The organism is Paraburkholderia humisilvae (assembly GCF_902859855.1).
GTDB classification, from domain to species: Bacteria; Pseudomonadota; Gammaproteobacteria; order Burkholderiales; family Burkholderiaceae; genus Paraburkholderia; species Paraburkholderia humisilvae.
The window spans coordinates 38,164-56,349 of the sequence record NZ_CADIKH010000026.1; the positions used below are offsets into that span (position 1 = coordinate 38,164).

Consider the following 18,186-nt stretch of genomic DNA (forward strand, 5'->3'; position numbering starts at 1 on the left):
GTCGCGACGCACGTGATCACAACCGAACGGTCGTAAGGATTGCGGATTTTCGTCGCGGCTAGAGTGAGCGCTGGATGGCCTGCTCGAGCAATTCGAGGCCGAGGCCGATTTCGTCCTCGTGAACGGTCAACGGAGGCGCGATGCGGAAGACGCCGCCCATGCCGCGCAACTGCACGATGTTCATGCTGAGCCCCAGATTCATGCACTCGCGGGTAATCCTTGCGCCCAGTTCATCCGCAGGTTCCTTCGTGCGGCGGTCCTTCACGATTTCCATGCCCAGCAGCAGGCCTCGCCCACGCACGTCGCCGATGCATTCGAAGCGCTCCATCAGATCCAGCAGTCCGCGCTTGAGTCGCCCGCCCATCACGTTCGCACGCGCCACCAGTCCGTCGCGCTGCACGACATCCAGCACACGCAGGCCGACGGCGGCGGGCAGCGGATCTGACACATGCGTCGTATAGAACAGATAGCCCAGTTCATGGGCCCGCTCCTCGATCTGCGCGGACGTCACGACGGCCGCGAGCGGCAAGCCCGCCCCCAGCGTCTTGGACAGCGTGAGAATGTCGGGCGTGACGCCGTCACGCTGGCACGCGAACATCGTGCCCGTGCGCCCGATGCCGGTTTGCGCCTCGTCGAGAATCAGCAGCATGCCGCGTTCCTCGCATTTGCGTTTGAGGGCCGCCATGTAGCCTTCCGGGAGTTCGATAATCCCGCCGGAGCTCAGAATGGGCTCCGCGATAAAGGCAGCAAGATTGCCGCTGGATTGACGATCGATGAGATCGAACGCGTAGTCCAGTTCTGCGAAGTAATCGTATTCACCGTTGCGCTCGAAGCGCGGCCGGTACAAGAACGGCGCGGGGATCGCGAACGAACCGGCGGCGGCCGGACCGACACCCTTGCGCCCTGCGCTATAGGTCGCGGATGCGGCCGCGCCCGTCATGCCATGCCAGGACTGTGCGAAACCGACAATTTCATATTTGCCGGTGACCAGCTTCGCCATCCGAATGGCCGCCTCGTTCGACTCGGCGCCGGTGCTGAGCAACAGTGCCCGGTCGAGTCCGTCAGGCGTGATGTCGGCGAGACGGGTCGCCAGTTCGACGACCGGACGCGAAAGCATTCCGCTGAAAAGGTGATCGAGCTTGCCCGCGTATTCGTTGATCACCGAGACGATATCGGGGTGGCTGTGTCCCAGCACTGCGCTCATCTGGCCCGAGGTGAAATCGAGTATCGCGCGACCATCCGCGTCGTACACGAAGCTGCCTTGCGCGCGTTCGATAATCAGCGGCTCGAACGCGCCGCCATAGCGTATCAGGTGCTGCCTGGCGTTGTGCCAGAACGTTGCGTCGTGGTTTCGGGACACCGTCGTTCTCCTCGCGAGTGGGGAATCAGCTTGCAGTCTAGACGGGTCGCTGGGTTTTGGAGAATCGTGCAATGTGCAATAGCCGCTAACGCCCTATCAACCTGCGCTCGACCCGAGTAAAGGCCCAGCTGACGAACAGCGTCGACACCGTGCCGATACCGACCTGCACGAGCCGGAACAACGGCACATCCCACAGCGGCCCTTGCACGGGGACCAGCAGCACAATCGTCGCGGTAATCGCCCCCAGCCGCGCCGCGCTGCCCACATTCACGCACCAGCAAGCGACGATCACTGCGGCGACCGTCGTCGCATAGCCGAGAAGCTCATGCGTGCCGGCGCCAAGCGACGCGCCAACGAAGCCGAATAGCCCGCCCGCCATCGCGCCGATAAACTGATCGCGCGACAGGTTGCGCGTATCCGCGTAGGTATGCTGCGTGACGGCGATAGCGGTGATCGCAGCCCAGAAAGCCTGCTGCGTGTGCAGCGCGATAGCGAGGCCGTACGCAAGACACGCCCCGCACACCGCTTGCAGTGCGACGAGGCAACCTTCGACGACGCGTTCGCGAAACGGCTGGTTCTTCAGCAAGCCGGCCAGCGCATCGGCGGCCCGGGTTCTCGCTTCGTGTCGCCTTTCCCTGGTGTCAATCCTCGTTCCGTTCTGGTCCTCTGTCATCTGCGCGATTCCGAATGGGCATCGCGGCAATCATGCCATGCAACCGGGAGCATTGCGGCACGCATATCGCCACACCCCACCCGCCTAAAGACTCGCGTAAGCAGGCGCCGGTTTCGTGTCAGGAATAACCGCGTTCGCGCCGAAGTACGGCACACAAAAACCAGGCGGCCCGACGCAGTCTCCTGGTCCGTCCGGCTGCCCATGCAAGTTGGCGCAACTCGACAATGCGATCGCCATGGCGACACCGAAAGCGGTCCGCCCTACCATGCAGACAATGCGTCGTTTCATTTCGCTATCCTGATCTAATGATGCGCGTAGATCGTACGATCGAGATAGTTGACCTGGCCATCCTGCTGCGCGTGCACCATGTCATGGTAGACCTGCGCCCGCGTCAGGTCAGTCGACGCATCGGGTTGCCAGTTTCCCGCCTGATTCACAGGCGGCTGCGCAGCATTTGTGTTCTGGCTTGTCGTAAAAGGCTCGCTCGCCGACAAATCTTTCGCTTGCGCGCACATCGGCAAAGCAACTGCCACGGTCATGCAAAGCGCAACCCATCCTCTGATACTGGCGTTCATGCTGAAAACTCCTATTCGGGAATCCCGATCAGTCACTTCCGGTCGCTATTCGGCAGCAACCCGTGGAGACAAGCATAGTGACGTGAGGCTTCATTTACGCCAGCACAAACATGAAGAGATATTTAAGTTGATCTGTCGCGCGACCGCGGCAAGGTCTTGCCGTACCGGCAATGACCAAACAAAAGGCCCCGCGAGCTTCCACTCGCGGGGCCTTCCTTGTTGCTTCGAAGCGAACCGCTAAACCGCGGTAAACGGCTTACTTGCCGCCCACGCTCTCGAGTGTCGTCCACTTGCCGTCGACCACCTTGTACAGCGTGATGCCGCCGTTCTTCAGGTCGCCCTTGCTGTCGTACGAAAGATCCTTCGTCGTCACAGCCGGCATGCTCGTCTTCGCGAGCACCGGCAGGTACTTCGCCGGGTCGGTGGAGTTCGCCTTCTTCATCGCGTCGAACATCGCCATGGCGCCGTCGTAGGCGTATGGCGAGTACGTCTGAACGTCTTCGCCAAAGCGCTTCTTGTACTTTTCGACGTAGTCCTTGCCGCCCGGCATTTCCTCAAGCGGCAAGCCCGCCAGCGACGCCACCGTGCCGTTCGCCGAATCGCCCGCCACTTGCAGGAAGGTCGGCGTGTGAACCATTTCGCCGCCCATCAGCGGCGCCTTGATGCCGAGCGTCTTCATCTGCTTGACCATCGGCGCTGCTTGCGAATCCGCGCCGCCGTAGTAGATCAGATCCGGGCTCTGCGACTTCAGCTTCGTCAGGATCGCCTTGAAGTCGACGGCCTTGTCGTTCGTGAATTCACGGTCGACGATCGTGCCGCCCGCGGCCTTCGCAGCCTTCTCGAACTGATCAGCCAACCCTTGACCGTACGCGGTGCGGTCGTCGACGATCGCGATCTTCTTCATGCCGAGCTTCTTCACCGCGAACGTGCCGGCCACCGAGCCTTGCTGCGTATCGGAGGTCATCATGCGGAACGTGGTCTTGAAGCCTTGTTGCGTGTATTCCGGCGCGGTCGCCATCGAGATCTGCGGAATGCCGGCGTTCGCGTAGATGCGCGAGGCCGGAATCGTCGTGCCCGAGTTGAAGTGGCCGAGCATGCCCTTGATGTTGTCGTCGACCAGTTTCTGCGCAACCGTCGTGCCGGTACGCGGGTCGGCCTGGTCGTCGGCGACGTCCAGCACGAAACGAACCGGCTTGCCGCCGATCACCGGCTTCGTCGCGTTCATGTCTTCGACCGCGAGCGTGATGCCGTTTTCGAAGTCCTTGCCGTAGTGTGCCTGCGCACCCGTCATCGGACCGGCGAAGCCGATCTTCACGTCTTCAACCTGCTGAGCGTGCGCTGCCCCCGCAAGCGACATAGCGGCAACCAGCGTTGCGCTTGCCAGCTTTTTCATCGTGTGTTGCATATCATCTCCTTGGTACCAGGTGTGGATTGGAGCGGATGTCGGGCTCGCCGTGCCGCTGCCGTTTTTTTGAATCGATTGGCGAAGGTTCGCTCAGCCGATCGTCATCAAATTTGCATTGCCGCCTGCCGCTGCCGTATTCACGCTCACCGAACGTTCCGTCAGCAGACGTTCGAGCGCGTAATCTTCGTCGCCGCTTTCCAGCGCCCGTGCCGCGACACCCTGCACCGAGACGATCGGACCGGGCCGCTTCGCGACCTCCTTCGTCAAAGTGAGCAGTTCGTCGCTGTCTCCTTCGAACAGCACCGCGTCGAACGACGCGTCGCCGTTTTTCTTCGCGCTCGCATAGCGCTTCAGCGAAGCCGGCAGTGCTGCGACCAGTTGTTCGCCCGCCGCGCCATCGAACAGCGCGTGATTGTCCGTTGCCAACGCCGCCGCGAATTGCACCCGCGCGCCGCCCGCCGTCGACGCAATACACAGCACGGTGCCGCGCGCGCCCAGCGAATACGTATTGCGTTCACCGGTCGGGCCAGCCAGCACCGCGGTCGCGCCAGCCGGCACGTGCGCAAGGTAACCGTCGCAGCGCGCCGCGAGCGACGGCTCGCGTTCGGCGATCAGCCAGTCGCGCAGCGCGGTCAGTGCGGCCGACGGTTTGTCGTGCGTGAGCGCTTCGCCGTTCGACGCGGACGCGGCCGGCTGAGGCGCGTCCGCGATCAGCGTTTGTGCAAGCGACTTCGGCAAGCCCGCCGGCCGTTTCGCCAGCAGCCGCTGCAAATACAGCGCCCCGCCCGCCTTCGGCCCGGTGCCCGACAACCCTTCACCTCCGAACGGCTGCACGCCGACCACGGCGCCGATCACATTGCGGTTCACGTAGATGTTGCCCACGTGCGCGCGGCTGATCACATGCGCGATCGTCTCGTCAATGCGCGTATGGATGCCGAGCGTCAACCCATAGCCGGTCGCGCGGATCTGCTCGAGCAGCTTGTCCAGTGCGCTGCGCCGATATCGCACCACATGCAGCACCGGCCCGAATACCTCGCGCTTCAACTCGTCGATACTGTCGAGCTCGATCAGCGTCGGCGGCACGAACGTGCCCGCCGTGCAGCCGTCCGGCATCGGCAACTGCACGACCTTGCGGCCCTTTTCGCGCATCGCGGCAATATGCGCATCGATGCCGCGCTTCGCGTCCGCGTCGATCACCGGGCCGACGTCGGTCGACAGACGGTCCGGATTGCCAACGGTCAGTTCCTTCATCGCACCGGTCAGCATCTCGAGCGTGCGGTCCGCGACATCGTCCTGCAGACAAAGAACGCGCAACGCCGAACACCGTTGACCGGCCGAGTCGAACGCCGACTGCAGCACATCCGCGACGACCTGCTCCGCGAGCGCCGACGAATCGACGATCATCGCGTTCTGGCCGCCCGTCTCCGCGATCAGCGGAATCGGTTTGCCGTCCGCGTCGAGGCGATCGGATAGCGTTTTGTTGATCAGCCGCGCAACTTCGGTCGAGCCGGTGAACATCACGCCGCGCGTGCGCGCATCGGCGACCAGCGCCGCGCCGACCGTTTCGCCGTCGCCCGGCAGCAGTTGCACCGCGCCGGCCGGCACGCCGGCTTCGCGCAGAATGCGCACGCCCTGCGCGGCGATCAACGACGTCTGCTCGGCCGGCTTCGCGAGCACCGTATTGCCTGCGGCCAGCGCCGCGGCCACCTGGCCCATGAAGATCGCGAGCGGGAAGTTCCACGGGCTGATACAGACGACTGGCCCAAGCGGGCGGTGCGTGTCATTCGAGAATTCGTTGCGGATCTGCGTCGAGTAATAGCGCAGGAAATCGATGGCTTCGCGGATTTCCGACACCGCGTTCGGCAGCGACTTGCCCGCTTCGCGCACCACGAGGCCCATCAAAGTGTGCATCTGCGCTTCGAGCAGGTCCGCCGCGCGCGCGAGGCAATCGGCGCGCGCATCGACCGGCGTCGCCTGCCAGATCGGCGCGGCCGCGAGCGCATGCGCGAGCGCCGCGCTCACGTGCTCAGGCGTTGCATCCACCACCGTGCCGACGATGTCGCGAAGATCGGCCGGGTTGCGCACATCGCGCGTCGCGCCCACGGCGATCGCATCGTCGGCCAGCATCGGCGTGGCGCGCCACGGATGATGCGCGCTCGCGAGCAGCGCCGACGACAGCGACGCGAGCCGGTGTTCGTTCGACAGATCGAGGCCCATCGAATTGACACGCTCGGCGCCGTACAGGTGACGCGGCAGCGGAATCTTCGCGTGCGGCGCGCCAAGCGGCACGATCTTCGATGCTTCCTCGACCGGATCGGCGACGAGGTCCTTCACCGGCACGCTTTCATCGGCGATCCGGTTCACGAATGAGGTATTCGCGCCGTTCTCGAGCAGACGACGCACGAGGTACGCAAGCAGCGTCTCGTGCGTGCCGACCGGCGCGTACACGCGGCACGGGCGGTTCAGCTTGTCGCGGCCAGTCACTTCCTCGTACAGCGGCTCGCCCATCCCGTGCAGGCACTGGAACTCGTACTGGCCCGGGTAGTAGTTCTGCCCCGCGAGGTGATAAATCGCGGACAGCGTATGCGCGTTGTGCGTCGCGAACTGCGGATAGACCGCGTCGGGCGCGCCCAGCAGCTTCTTCGCGCACGCGAGATACGAAACGTCTGTGTAGATCTTGCGCGTGTACACCGGATAGCCTTCGAGACCATCGACTTGCGCACGCTTGATCTCGCTATCCCAGTACGCGCCCTTCACGAGCCGCACCATGATCCGGTGACGGCTACGGCGCGCGAGATCGACGAGATAGTCGATCACGAACGGGCAGCGCTTCTGGTACGCCTGCACGACAAAACCGATGCCGTTCCAGCCGGCGAGCTCCGGATCGAAGCACAGCGCCTCGAGCAGATCGAGCGATAGCTCGAGCCGGTCCGCTTCTTCCGCGTCGATATTCAGGCCGATGTCGTAGCGGCGCGCGAGAATCGCGAGCGCGCGCACGCGCGGCAGCAGTTCGCTTATCGTGCGCTCCTGCTGCGAGCGCGAATAGCGCGGATGCAGCGCGGACAGCTTGATCGAGATGCCAGGGCCTTCATAGATGCCGCGGCCACCCGCCGCTTTGCCGATCGCGTGGATCGCCTGCTCGTACGACGCGTAGTAGCGTTGCGCGTCCGCTTCGGTGGTCGCCGCTTCGCCGAGCATGTCGTACGAATAGCGGAAGCCGCGCGCTTCGTATTTGCGGCTGTTCGCCAGCGCCTCCGAAATGTTTTCACCGGTGACGAACTGCTCGCCCATCAGGCGCATCGCCATGTCGACGCCCTTGCGGATCAGCGGCTCGCCGCCCTTGCCGATCAACCGCGTCAGCGCCGACGACAGCCCCGTTTCGCTATTCGTGGTCACCAGTTTGCCGGTGATCATCAGCCCCCACGTCGCCGCGTTGACGAACAGCGACGGCGCGTGGCCGACGTGCGACTTCCAGTCGCCCTTGCTGATCTTGTCGCGGATCAGCGCATCGCGCGTCGCGCGGTCCGGAATGCGCAGCAGCGCTTCGGCGAGACACATCAGCGCGACGCCTTCCTGGCTCGACAGCGAAAACTCGTGGATCAGCCCTTCGACGCCGCCGCCCGAGCGCTTGCCGCGCAAGGTTTCGACGAGCTTCGCCGCCATCGCCTCGACGTCTTTTGCGAGGTTCGCGGGAAGGCGGGCCTGGCCGAGCAGGAATGGCACGCACTCCGGCTCAGGACGCCGGTACGCGGCCGTGATCGCCGCGCGCAGCACCGATTGCGGCTGCACGTTCTGCGCGAATTCGAGAAACGGATGCGTGGCGCTGTCTTCCTCCGATGCGCCCGCCGGACCGTCCAGATCGACCGCGCCGTGACTGCCCGACAGTTCGGCCGGAAGCTGGCCGTGCTCGATCTTTTCGAGGTACGCGAAGATCGCCTGCTTGATCAGCCAGTGCGGAGTGCGTTCGAGGCGCGTGGCGGCGTCTTTCAGCCGTGAACGCAACAGGTCATCGACTTTGACGCCAAGGGTAGTGCTCGCCATGTTTCCTTCTTGATGCTGATGCGCCGGCGCACGGACGCCGGCCAAAGACTGAAAGGTTGGCGAATCGTACCAATCTCAATAAAAAGGTGCAACCAATTTGCAAGCGTGGTTGCACCTCGCGTCAAGCCTTGCTGGATAAGGGTTTGCGCGGTTTGCGATGGGTTCTTCGCGAGGTTGGGAGGCTCGGTATTTTCCCTGGCGAGATTTCTTTTGTGGACACCCTAAGTGAATCGCGCGTCGCGCCGTTATACAGGTAAGCAATACGCGCAATCACATAGAACAAGTAAAAACGACCGGAAATCAGGGAAGAAACGCAAGGAAGAAAGGCAATGGAAAAGTGGTGGGTAGTCGCAGCAATCTGGACCATGTGCGCGATGTGCGCGGTGCTGTTTATCCGCGGCGCCACGTGCGAGGCCACGCGCGGCGTGCGCGCAGATCGTCGGAACGAGCGTTCCGGCGATCTGCGCGAGTACAACTCAAACGACGCGTAAGCGAACGTCGCGTGGGTCGTGAGCCGGGCGCGCGTGCGTCCGGCTGCCGGGTCAGTCCAGCGGGGTGAATTGATGGCAGGCGTCGTCGGGCGAGACGAAGCGGTCGTGCCGCATGCACAGCCGCGTCGCCGCTACGCTCGCGCCGAAGCCTGAACCGAAGACAGCGAGGCCGGGAATGCTTTGTTCGATTGAATGCCGATCATCGGCGCGGTATCGGCAACCGGCGCAGCTCGGCCGGCGCGTAGCGGCAGCGGTGAGCGGCGCGGGCCGCTCGGCAACGGCGGCGCTCACGAGCCCTGCCCCAAGCTATTCCAATACGGTGCGAACACGTGCGCGGACAGCACGTAACCGATCACGATATTGACCGCGACGCCCGCCGTAAAAGCGACGAACGGCTTGACGCCGGTAGCGGTCAGCGAGCGCAGACGCGTCGTGAGGCCAATGCTGAGGAAGCAGAAGATAAACGCCCACGTGCGCAGCACGGTGATCGGCGCGACCAGGTCGGGCGTGACCACCTTCCGGTAGTCAGCCAGTGTGTAGTGGCTCGCGATCCACGTGACGAGCGCCGATGCGATCACAAAGCCGATCACGAACTTCGGAAAGCGCGCCCAGATCTCGCCGGCGTCGGCTTTCGCTTTGATCGCGCGACCGTCGCGTTCATCGGTTTCCCAGCGGGTGGTCGCGACGATCGCCAGCAGGAACGCCCAGATGCCGATCCAGATGTCGCGGCCCACGACTTTCATCAGCGTGAACGCCTGTAGCGAGGCTTCCGGTGCGCCGGCGATCGCGCCGCCCGCGTGCTTCGCGAAGTCGCCGTAGGCCTGCGCGGCGGCGATACCCGCCGCGTCCGCGAATTCCGACGTGCCGATCCACGCGCCCGCGACCGCCGTCGATAGACCGAGCGAGCGCGATACAAACGGCAGCACGAAGATCATCACGATCGCCCAAAGAATGACCAGCGTGATCGCGACCGATGCATGCTCGCGCTTCGCGCGCACGGCGCCCGCGATCGCAATCGCCGCGGACACGCCACACACCGCGCCGCCGACGCCCAGCACGGCCGCGAAGCGCTTGTCGAGGCCGAGCGCTTTCGCGACGGTGAAGATCACGAAAAACGTGACGACCGATACGATCGTCGCTTGACCGACCGCGACGGGACCGGCCCAGACAAGCAGCGTGAACGGCAGCGTCGCGCCAAGCAGCACGATCCCCACCTTGATATAAAACTCGACGCGCAAGCCGGCGGAGAACCATGCCGGCAGCGTAAACACGTTCGAGATCAGCAGGCCCAGCGCGAGCGCGACGAGCGGCGGCTCGAGGTTGTACTTCGCGGCGTTGACCCACGCGCCTAGTACGAAGATCAACACCGACGCGATGAAGAGGATCACGAACGATGGCAGAAAATGCGCGACGCGTTGTTTCAACGCGCTCAGCCCGATGCTGAACAGCAACGCGAACACGGCGAACAGCGCGACATAGTTAGGCAGATGGGCGGCAACATCCCGCGCGGCCTGCTCGAGGTTCGTCCATTTTGCCGGCGCGACCGCCAGCCATTTGATGCTGCTGCCCGACGCAAACAGCGCCCACGCAACGACGATCACCAGCAAGCCGATCCATACGGCCCACCAGTCTTCCGTCGAAAAGAGCCCACGTCCGCCAGGCGTGCTGCGCGCCGCGTCATCCTTCGGTGGATGGGCACCCGCCGGCAACGTATGTTTCGTATCACTCATCTTTCATTCCCCGCAGTCGAATGGTGACAGGCCGCATGCCGATTCAATTGTTGTAAAAACACGCGCCGATTCGGCGAAATATAGGTGAGCGTGTCCGCGAAACGAAACGATCTTTCGCTCTATCGATATGACTGAAAGGGATTTGTGAAAGCGCGGGTTTGCCGCCGTGACGGCGTACGCGTCGCTCGATTCAGATGTCGAGCGGATCGACCTCGATGCTCCAGCGCAACACGCCTTTGAGCGCGCGCAGCATCGGCTGCCACGCGCGCAGCGTCGCTTGCAGCGCAGCACGCGACGCGCTTTCGATGAGCAGTTGCGCGCGATGCACGTGCATCACTTTGACGATTGTTAGTGGAACGGCGTCGTAGACTGTCACGCGTTCGGCGGCCGGAATCTCGCGCAGCGCCGTCGCGGCCTGCAGCAGGAACGCGAGCGCGGCTTCGAGCGTTCGGCCTTCCGCACGCAGCATCGCCTGGTAGACGAACGGCGGCAGATGCGCATCGCGACGCTCGGCAAGCGTCGCGTTCGCAAAGCCGACGTAATCGTGGCGCGCGAGCGCGTGATAAAGCGCGTGACGCGGATAGCGCGTCTGCACCAGTACTTCGCCCGGCAGACCGGCGCGGCCCGCGCGGCCGCTCACCTGCATCAACTGTGCGAACAGACGCTCGCTGGCGCGAAAGTCGTGTGAGAACAGCGCGGTGTCCGCGTTCAGCACGCCGACCAGCGACACGCGGCGAAAGTCGTGTCCCTTCGCGACCATCTGCGTGCCGACCAGGATATCGACTTCTCCCGCATGCACATCCGAGAACAGCGCCTGCGCGCTGCCTTTACGGCGCGTACTGTCGGCATCGATGCGCAACACACGCGCACCCGGCACGACCTTCGCAAGCGATTCCTCGACGCGCTGCGTACCGCGTCCGAGCGGCGCGATATCGACGTTGCCGCAGTCAGGACACGCGCGCGGAATGCGCGTCTCCCACCCGCAGTGATGGCAGCGCAGCGCGCGCTCGGGCTTGTGCAGCACGACGTACGCGCTGCAGCGCGGGCAACCGGCCACCCAGCCGCACGCGTCGCATGCGAGCTGAGGCGCGTAGCCGCGACGGTTCAGAAACACGAGGCTTTGTTCGCCGCGCTCGACGCGCGCTTTCAGCGCCGCGACCAGCGGACCGGAGAGACCTTCGACCGACGCGCGGCCGCGACGCCGTTCGTCTTCGAGATCGATCAGCTTGACGGTCGGTAATACCGCGTCGGCGACCGCGCGCCGCGCGAGCGTCAGCCGTGTGTAGCGCGCTTGGTCGGCTTGCCACCAGCTTTCAAGCGACGGCGTCGCCGACCCGAGTACGACCGGAATGCCGAGTTGCTTCGCGCGCCAGATCGCCAGATCGCGCGCCGAATAGCGCAGGCCTTCCTGCTGCTTGTAGGCGGGGTCGTGCTCCTCGTCGACGCAGATGATCGCGAGGCGCGGCAACGACGCGAGCACCGCGAGACGCGTGCCGAGCACGATGCGCGCGCGTCCGGTGTGGGCCGCGAACCAGTTGCGGGCGCGCTCGCCTTCGGCGAGGCCGCTATGCAACGTGACGATCGAGCGGTCGTCGAACGCGGCGAAGCGGCCGCGAAACGCGGCCTCGAACTGCGGCGTCAGGTTGATCTCGGGGACGAGCACCAGCGCTTGGGCGGTGGGATCCGTTGCGAGCAGTGCGGCGAGCGCGCGCAGATAGACTTCGGTCTTGCCGCTGCCGGTCACGCCGTGCAGAAGGAATGGCGCGAAGCCGTGCGCGTTGTGGATGGCGGTGACCGCGGCAGTCTGTTCGTCGGTCAGGACGGGAAGCGCCGCGCTGTCGCGGGCGTCGTCGCTCGGCGCGCGGAGTGCCTGTGGGACCGGCATTCCATGTTCAGCGCGTGCGGTTGGCTCGGCCGTTGCGGCAGCATTGATGAGTTCCAGCGCCACCCAGCCTTTCGATTGCCACGCATCGAGCGTGGCCACTGCCTTCGGATGCAGCCCCCGCGCGTCGGCTGCGGTGAGAAAGTCCGCGCGCGCGAGCTCGTCCGCTAGCCGTCGCAGTGCGCTCGCGCGCGCCGGCAAGCCGTCGGGCAACGCGCTTCTTCCCGCCGGCAGCAGACGATAGCGCTCTTGCGGCGCGAGTAGCCGCGTCCATCGGGCCGCGTCGCGCAGTGCCTGCGGCAGCGCGGGCAACGCGACTTCACCGAGACCGCGCTGGTAGTAGTCGGCGGCGAATTCGGCAAGCTCGAGCCACGCTGTGGACAACGGAGGACAGGCGGTGCAGATGTTATCCACAGCGCGCACGCGGTCGTCGGCGACTTCGCTGTGAGCGGTCACTTCGCACACGAGGCCAACCACCGTGCGTTTGCCGAACGGCACACTGACCAGCATGCCGGGCTGCGGCGCCGCCAGGGGGTCGCAGCGGTAGTCGAATAACGTCGGCAGTGGATGGTCGAGCGCAACCCGGACGAACATGTGACTCACCCGGCGATCCGCCGCGACGACGATGCGCAGAACAGCACAGCCGGCAAACTCGGGGCTCGCGTACCGAACTTAAAGTGAAACATCACATTCGGTGCTAAGTTTTGGATTCGGCAGAACAATTATCTGCTTCCGCGCTCTGTGGATAACTTTGTTGAGAACTTCGCCCCGCAGGCCCGCAAAGGGCGTCGCAACAGGCTTTGTGTGGTTTTCCGCACACTTGGTCCGGCCCCGGTCAAACCCTTACTGGAAAAGGCGCTCACACGAAGTTCCGTGATTTGACAAGGAAAATATGGCGACCCGGCCTTCTACCGCGCCGCAGCGTGATTAATGTGTATAAGTCAAGCCTTGACAACCAGCAGAACGCCATTCGACGGCCTTTGGAATGTTATTTTCCCTCCGGAACCGATGCCGCCGTCATTGCGACGCAACAAATCTGTCACGTTTTCGACACGGCTCCGGGCACTTGCGTCTGCCCTGTCGCGCGTATTGCACGACTATGCCGATGCACTTCATCGACCAGTTCCGCGACGTGTTCCGGCGGCGTGAACTGCGAAATGCCGTGCCCGAGATTGAACACGTGACCGGGATAATTCCCGTAGCTGTCGAGCACCGCGCGCGCCTCGATGCGGATTGTCGATGGCGGCGCGAACAGCACCGACGGATCGATATTGCCCTGGAGCGCGACCTTGCCCGCGACGCGTTCACGGGCGCGGCCGAGGTTCACCGTCCAGTCGAGGCCAACCGCGTCGACGCCCGAGGCGGCGATCTCTTCGAGCCAGAGGCCCCCGCCCTTCGTGAACGTGATGACCGGCACGCGACGCCCGTCATGCTCCCGCTTGAGCTGGCTGACAATCTGCTCGATGTAGTGCAGCGAGAAGCGCTGATACGTGCCGTCGGCGAGCGTGCCGCCCCAGGTGTCGAAAATCATCACCGCCTGCGCGCCCGCTTCGATCTGCGCATTCAGGTAGGCGGTAACCGCGCGTGCATTGACATCGAGAATACGATGCATCAGGTCCGGCCGGCCGTACAGCATCGACTTCACCGTGCGGAAGTCGTCCGAACCGCGGCCTTCGACCATATAGCATGCAAGCGTCCATGGGCTACCCGAAAAGCCGATCAGCGGCACGCGCTGGCGGCCTTGCGCATCGGTCAACGCGCGGCGGATCTGGCTCACCGCGTCCGTCACGTAACGCAGCGTCGCGTCGATGTCAGGCACTGCGAGACGCGCAACGTCGTCTTCGCTCCGGACCGGGCGCGCGAACTTCGGACCCTCGCCGGTCGCGAACTCGAGGCCGAGGCCCATCGCGTCGGGAATCGTGAGGATGTCGGAAAACAGAATCGCCGCGTCGAGCGGGTAACGCTCGAGCGGCTGCAGTGTCACTTCGGTCGCGTAGTCCGGGTTCTGCGCGAGGCCGAGAAAACTGCCGGCACGGCCGCGAGTCGCGTTGTACTCCGGCAGATAGCGGCCCGCCTGGCGCATCAGCCAGATCGGCGTGTAGTCCGTCGGCTCGCGCAGCAGCGCGCGCAAGAAGGTGTCGTTGATCAGTTGTTGAGCCACGTTGCGTGCGTCTGGAAGCCGGTAGGCAAAGGGCCATTCTACCGGACTCGGCCCCTCGCCAGACGTCGGCTGGGCTTCGGCGACGCGTGTGCTTCACGTATCTGAAGCGCGTCGGGATCGCGCGACCCACCCGAGCGTTTCACGAATGGACGCACTTTATCGACAAGCGTAAGTTGCAGCGCTGGCGACGGTTTTCAGCGCTCACTACGTACAATAAGGCCGCCGACGAGGAGATCCCATGAGCAAGGCCGTTTCCATATCGCTGCATGTGTTGTCGATCACGTTTACAGGCGCGCTTTCGTTGGCGCTGTCGGGCGCGTTGCTGTGCGCCGACCCGGCGCACGCGCAGTCCTCCGCCCCCAGCGCAAGCGCGCCGCAGTCGCGGCTCGACGAGATCATTGCGCGCGGCACGCTTCGAGCCTGTACCACTGGCGACTACAAGCCTTACTCGTACTACAGGCAGGACGGACAGTTCGAAGGCATCGATATCGACATGATCGAGTCGCTCGCGAAATCGCTCGGCGTGAAGGCGGAGTTCGTCAAAACGAGCTGGCCGAACCTGTTGAACGACTTCGTCGCGAAATGCGACGTCGCGGTGGGCGGAGTCTCGACCACGCTCGATCGTCAGAAACGCGCGTTCTTCACCGAGGCTTACCAGGTCGACGGCAAGACACCGATCGTCCGATGCGGCGACGTGAAGAAGTACCAAACGGTCGAGCAGATCGACCAGCCGTCCACGCGGGTGATCGTGAACCCGGGCGGCACCAACGAGCGCTTCGCCAGGCAGTACTTTCCGCATGCGACGCTGAACGTCTACCCGGATAACGTCACCGTGTTCAGGCAGATCCTCGATGGCAACGCGGATGTGATGGTGACCGACGCATCCGAGACGCTGCTCCAGCAAAAGCTGAATCCGGGGCTGTGCTCGGTCCACCCGGACAAGCCGTTCCAGTATGGCGAAAAGGCATGGATGGTGCCGCGTGGAGACGTCGTGTTCCAGCAATATGTCGACCAATGGCTGCATCTTGCGCGCGAAAGCGGTGAATATCAGGCTATTTCCGATAAATGGCTGAAGTGACCTATGCCGCGCCGTCGCGACGGTGGCGGATTTCGACAGCATCGACCTGTAACCGTACGACCGCAGACAGCGCGCGCTCCTTCGCCGCCCTTATGTTCGGCCGACCTCACTGCACCGCGTCCCCGATCGCGCCGTTTGCATTGCATCATTTTTCACCGCGCCGCGCTTTCCGACCTTGCAAAACCTTCGGAAGCGACTACGCTTCAACCAACTCCACCCGGCATGCTAGCTATTCCGCGGCAAAATTTTCCGCCGACGATGCACTGCGAAGCAGTGCAATAATCCGTGCGAATCAAATCGGTAAATATAGATTTATTAATTTTCTGCTGGTCGGTAAAAACGAACTTTTAATCGGCAAATAACGGCAAAAAATCCCGGAGAGCCTTATCTGGCGGGCGTTACAACCTGAAACACTTTGTTACCGCGTTCCCGGTTTAATTCGCCCACAATGCCTCTCACGGGTTCAACACGGATGTGGCTTGGTGTGCGGTGTGAGCGGACATCTTTCATCAAGCCGGTCGGCAAATTGCCGGGTCCCTGAGAAGGGGCATCCCTGTTGGAGTCGTGGTCGACGGCGATAGCGTCGTTCCAGTCGATTCCTCCTTTGGTCTCCTCGCGCTAACCCCGTAGCGTGTGGTTTTTAGCGGGCTCCAGGCCCGCTTTTTTTTTGCTCCGCTTAACGTTTGCGCAGTGCAGCGTTTGGCGTGTCGCGGCACCTGTTTTCGGGTGCCGTTTTCTTGCGCGGCGTCCGGTTTTGCATCGTCGTTGGACGCCGCCCCCCTGCGATTTGTGGACGTTCGGGCGTGTCCGCCTAAGCGGTCTTGTCCGGGGTCAGCTTCAGCTCTTCGATCATCCGCTCACGCATCACGAATTTCTGCACTTTGCCGGTCACCGTCATCGGCAGTTCGTCGACGAAGCGGATGTATCGCGGCACCTTGTAGTGCGCGATCTGTCCGCGGCAGAACGCCTGGACTTCTTCCGCCGTCGCGTGCTCGCCGGCGCGCAACACAATCCACGCGCAGACCTCCTCGCCGAATTTCGGATCCGGCACGCCAAACACCTGCACGCTCTGAATCTTCGGATGACGGAACAGGAATTCCTCGATCTCCCGCGGATAGATGTTCTCGCCGCCACGGATCAGCATGTCCTTCAGACGGCCAACGATGTTGCAGTAGCCATCCGCGTCGATCACCGCGAGGTCACCGGTGTGCATCCACCCGTCGACGATGCTTTCGCGTGTTTTCGCGTCGTCGTCCCAATAGCCGCGCATCACCGAGTAGCCCTTCGTACACAATTCGCCCGTCACGCCGACTGGCACCGTATCGCCCGACGCATCCACCACTTTCACCTCGAGGTGCGGCTGCACGCGCCCGACCGTCGTGGTGCGCTTGTCGAGTGGATCGCTGGCCGAGCTCTGGAACGACACCGGGCTCGTTTCGGTCATCCCGTACGCGATCGTGATCTCGGATAGATGCATCTTCGAGACGACGCGCTTCATCGTCTCGATCGGGCACGGCGAGCCGGCCATGATGCCGGTGCGCAGATGCGTGAGATCGAATGTGTCGAAATCGGGGTGGTCGAGCTCGGCGATAAACATGGTCGGCACGCCGTGCAGTGCCGTGCACTTTTCGTCGGAGACGGCGGCAAGCGTCGCGGCGGGATCGAACGCTTCACCCGGAAAGACCATATTCGCGCCGACTGACACGCACGCGAGCACCGCCAGCACCATCCCGAAGCAGTGATAGAGCGGCACGGGGATGCACAGCGAATCCTGCTCCGACAGCCGCATCGCCATCGCGATATAGCGCGCGTTGTTGATCACGTTGCTGTGAGTCAGGGTCGCGCCCTTCGGGTTGCCGGTGGTGCCGCTTGTGAACTGGATGTTGATCGGGTCGTGCGGCGACAGACTCGCGGTGATCGCGTCGAGCTTCGCCGTGTCGCGGGTCTGGCGACCCAGTTCGATCAGCTCGGAAAAACACAGCATGCCCGGCGTCTCGGTATCACCAACGCGGACCACGATGCGCAGATCAGGTAGGCGCGCCGCGTGCAGGTCGCCGGGAGCTTGCTTCGGAAGTTCCGGCGCAAGCTCCGTGAGCATATTCAGATAGATCGACGACTTGAACCGCTCGGCCGAGACGATCGCCTTGCAGCCGACCTTGTTCAGCGCATAGTCGAGTTCGGCGAGCCGGTACGCGGGATTGATGTTGACGAGGATCGCGCCGACTCGCGCGGTAGCGAACTGCGTGAGCAGCCATTCAACGCGATTCGGCGACCAGATGCCAACCCGGTCGCCCTGGCCGATACCAAGCGCCGTGAGAGCCGACGCCACAATATCGACTTCGCCGGCGAATTCCCGCCAACTCCAGCGAATGCCCTGCTCACGGAAAACAACGGCCGGCCGGTCGGGGAAGCGTCGGGCGGTGTCGATCAGGAACTGGCCGATGGTCGCCGTGCTGAGCGGGATGTCCGACGAGCCACGCACGTACGAGAGCCCATCCTTTGGCGCGATCAACGCGTCGTCACCCGCCGCCTGAGACCTGCAGGGTCCACCTTCGGTCGCTGCCATGTTGCTTGTCTCCTATGTCACCCGGACCTGGCGCTTTTGCGCTTTTTGGGTCATGCGGGGCCTGGAAGGCATTCCCGCTTGGCAGAAATGGGTTTGGAAGAGATTGTGCCACTCGCCCATTCGTCGACGGCATCAAGTCTTTCCCTCACCGTTCGGCCCTCAGTCTGCGCGAAAGCCGTTGGATGGTGATTCTTCGAAGCCTTTACGTTAACGTCAAGTAGCGT

At 63.5% G+C, this 18,186-nt stretch carries 12 protein-coding genes; 2 read left to right on the forward strand and 10 right to left on the reverse strand.

Going from position 1 to position 18,186, the window contains the following annotated elements; all coding sequences use genetic code 11:
* Positions 1–58: 58 nt before the first annotated feature.
* The 5 genes from HV796_RS24885 to putA form a co-directional block, all read right to left on the reverse strand.
* The gene (locus tag HV796_RS24885; protein ID WP_175229165.1) at positions 59–1,360 is read right to left on the reverse strand and encodes an aspartate aminotransferase family protein; all 1,302 of its coding nucleotides are present in this window, start codon (positions 1,358–1,360) and stop codon (positions 59–61) included.
* Positions 1,361–1,445: 85 nt separating this feature from the next.
* Positions 1,446–2,033: an FUSC family protein gene (locus HV796_RS24890; protein WP_175229166.1), complete on the reverse strand. Its 588-nt coding sequence runs from the start codon at positions 2,031–2,033 to the stop codon at positions 1,446–1,448.
* Positions 2,034–2,335: 302 nt separating this feature from the next.
* Positions 2,336–2,608 (reverse strand): DUF4148 domain-containing protein, encoded by a 273-nt coding sequence (locus HV796_RS24895; RefSeq protein WP_175229167.1) that lies wholly within the window; start codon positions 2,606–2,608, stop codon positions 2,336–2,338.
* A gap of 256 nt (positions 2,609–2,864) precedes the next feature.
* The gene (locus HV796_RS24900; protein ID WP_175229168.1) at positions 2,865–4,013 is read right to left on the reverse strand and encodes a branched-chain amino acid ABC transporter substrate-binding protein; all 1,149 of its coding nucleotides are present in this window, start codon (positions 4,011–4,013) and stop codon (positions 2,865–2,867) included.
* 90 nt (positions 4,014–4,103) lie between these two features.
* Complete coding sequence (putA, locus tag HV796_RS24905) at positions 4,104–8,054, reverse strand: trifunctional transcriptional regulator/proline dehydrogenase/L-glutamate gamma-semialdehyde dehydrogenase (RefSeq protein ID WP_175229169.1); 3,951 nt, start codon at positions 8,052–8,054, stop codon at positions 4,104–4,106.
* 329 nt (positions 8,055–8,383) lie between these two features.
* Here putA and HV796_RS24910 point away from each other — a divergent pair, with 329 nt between their 5' ends.
* Complete coding sequence (locus HV796_RS24910; RefSeq protein ID WP_175229140.1) at positions 8,384–8,545, forward strand: hypothetical protein; 162 nt, start codon at positions 8,384–8,386, stop codon at positions 8,543–8,545.
* Between the two features lie 51 nt (positions 8,546–8,596).
* On the opposite strand, the gene HV796_RS24915 is transcribed toward HV796_RS24910, so the two are convergent.
* From HV796_RS24915 to hemE, 4 genes are all read right to left on the reverse strand, one after another.
* Positions 8,597–8,836, reverse strand: a complete 240-nt coding sequence (locus HV796_RS24915; RefSeq protein ID WP_175229170.1) for a hypothetical protein — start codon at positions 8,834–8,836, stop codon at positions 8,597–8,599.
* Entirely contained in the window at positions 8,833–10,275 is a 1,443-nt protein-coding gene (locus tag HV796_RS24920; RefSeq protein ID WP_175229171.1) for a YeiH family protein, read from the reverse strand. Before HV796_RS24920 ends, HV796_RS24915 begins: the two co-directional genes overlap by 4 nt.
* Before the next feature lie 190 nt (positions 10,276–10,465).
* Positions 10,466–12,751 (reverse strand): primosomal protein N', encoded by a 2,286-nt coding sequence (locus HV796_RS24925; protein ID WP_175229172.1) that lies wholly within the window; start codon positions 12,749–12,751, stop codon positions 10,466–10,468.
* A gap of 445 nt (positions 12,752–13,196) precedes the next feature.
* Complete coding sequence (gene hemE / locus HV796_RS24930; RefSeq protein ID WP_175229173.1) at positions 13,197–14,318, reverse strand: uroporphyrinogen decarboxylase; 1,122 nt, start codon at positions 14,316–14,318, stop codon at positions 13,197–13,199.
* A 238-nt stretch (positions 14,319–14,556) separates the two neighbouring features.
* On the opposite strand from hemE, the gene HV796_RS24935 reads away from it, so the two are divergent.
* On the forward strand, positions 14,557–15,396 hold the full coding sequence (locus tag HV796_RS24935) for a transporter substrate-binding domain-containing protein (protein ID WP_175229174.1): 840 nt from the start codon (positions 14,557–14,559) through the stop codon (positions 15,394–15,396).
* Between the two features lie 811 nt (positions 15,397–16,207).
* Here HV796_RS24935 and HV796_RS24945 read toward each other — a convergent pair.
* Complete coding sequence (locus HV796_RS24945; RefSeq protein ID WP_175229176.1) at positions 16,208–17,962, reverse strand: AMP-binding protein; 1,755 nt, start codon at positions 17,960–17,962, stop codon at positions 16,208–16,210.
* Positions 17,963–18,186: the final 224 nt, after the last annotated feature.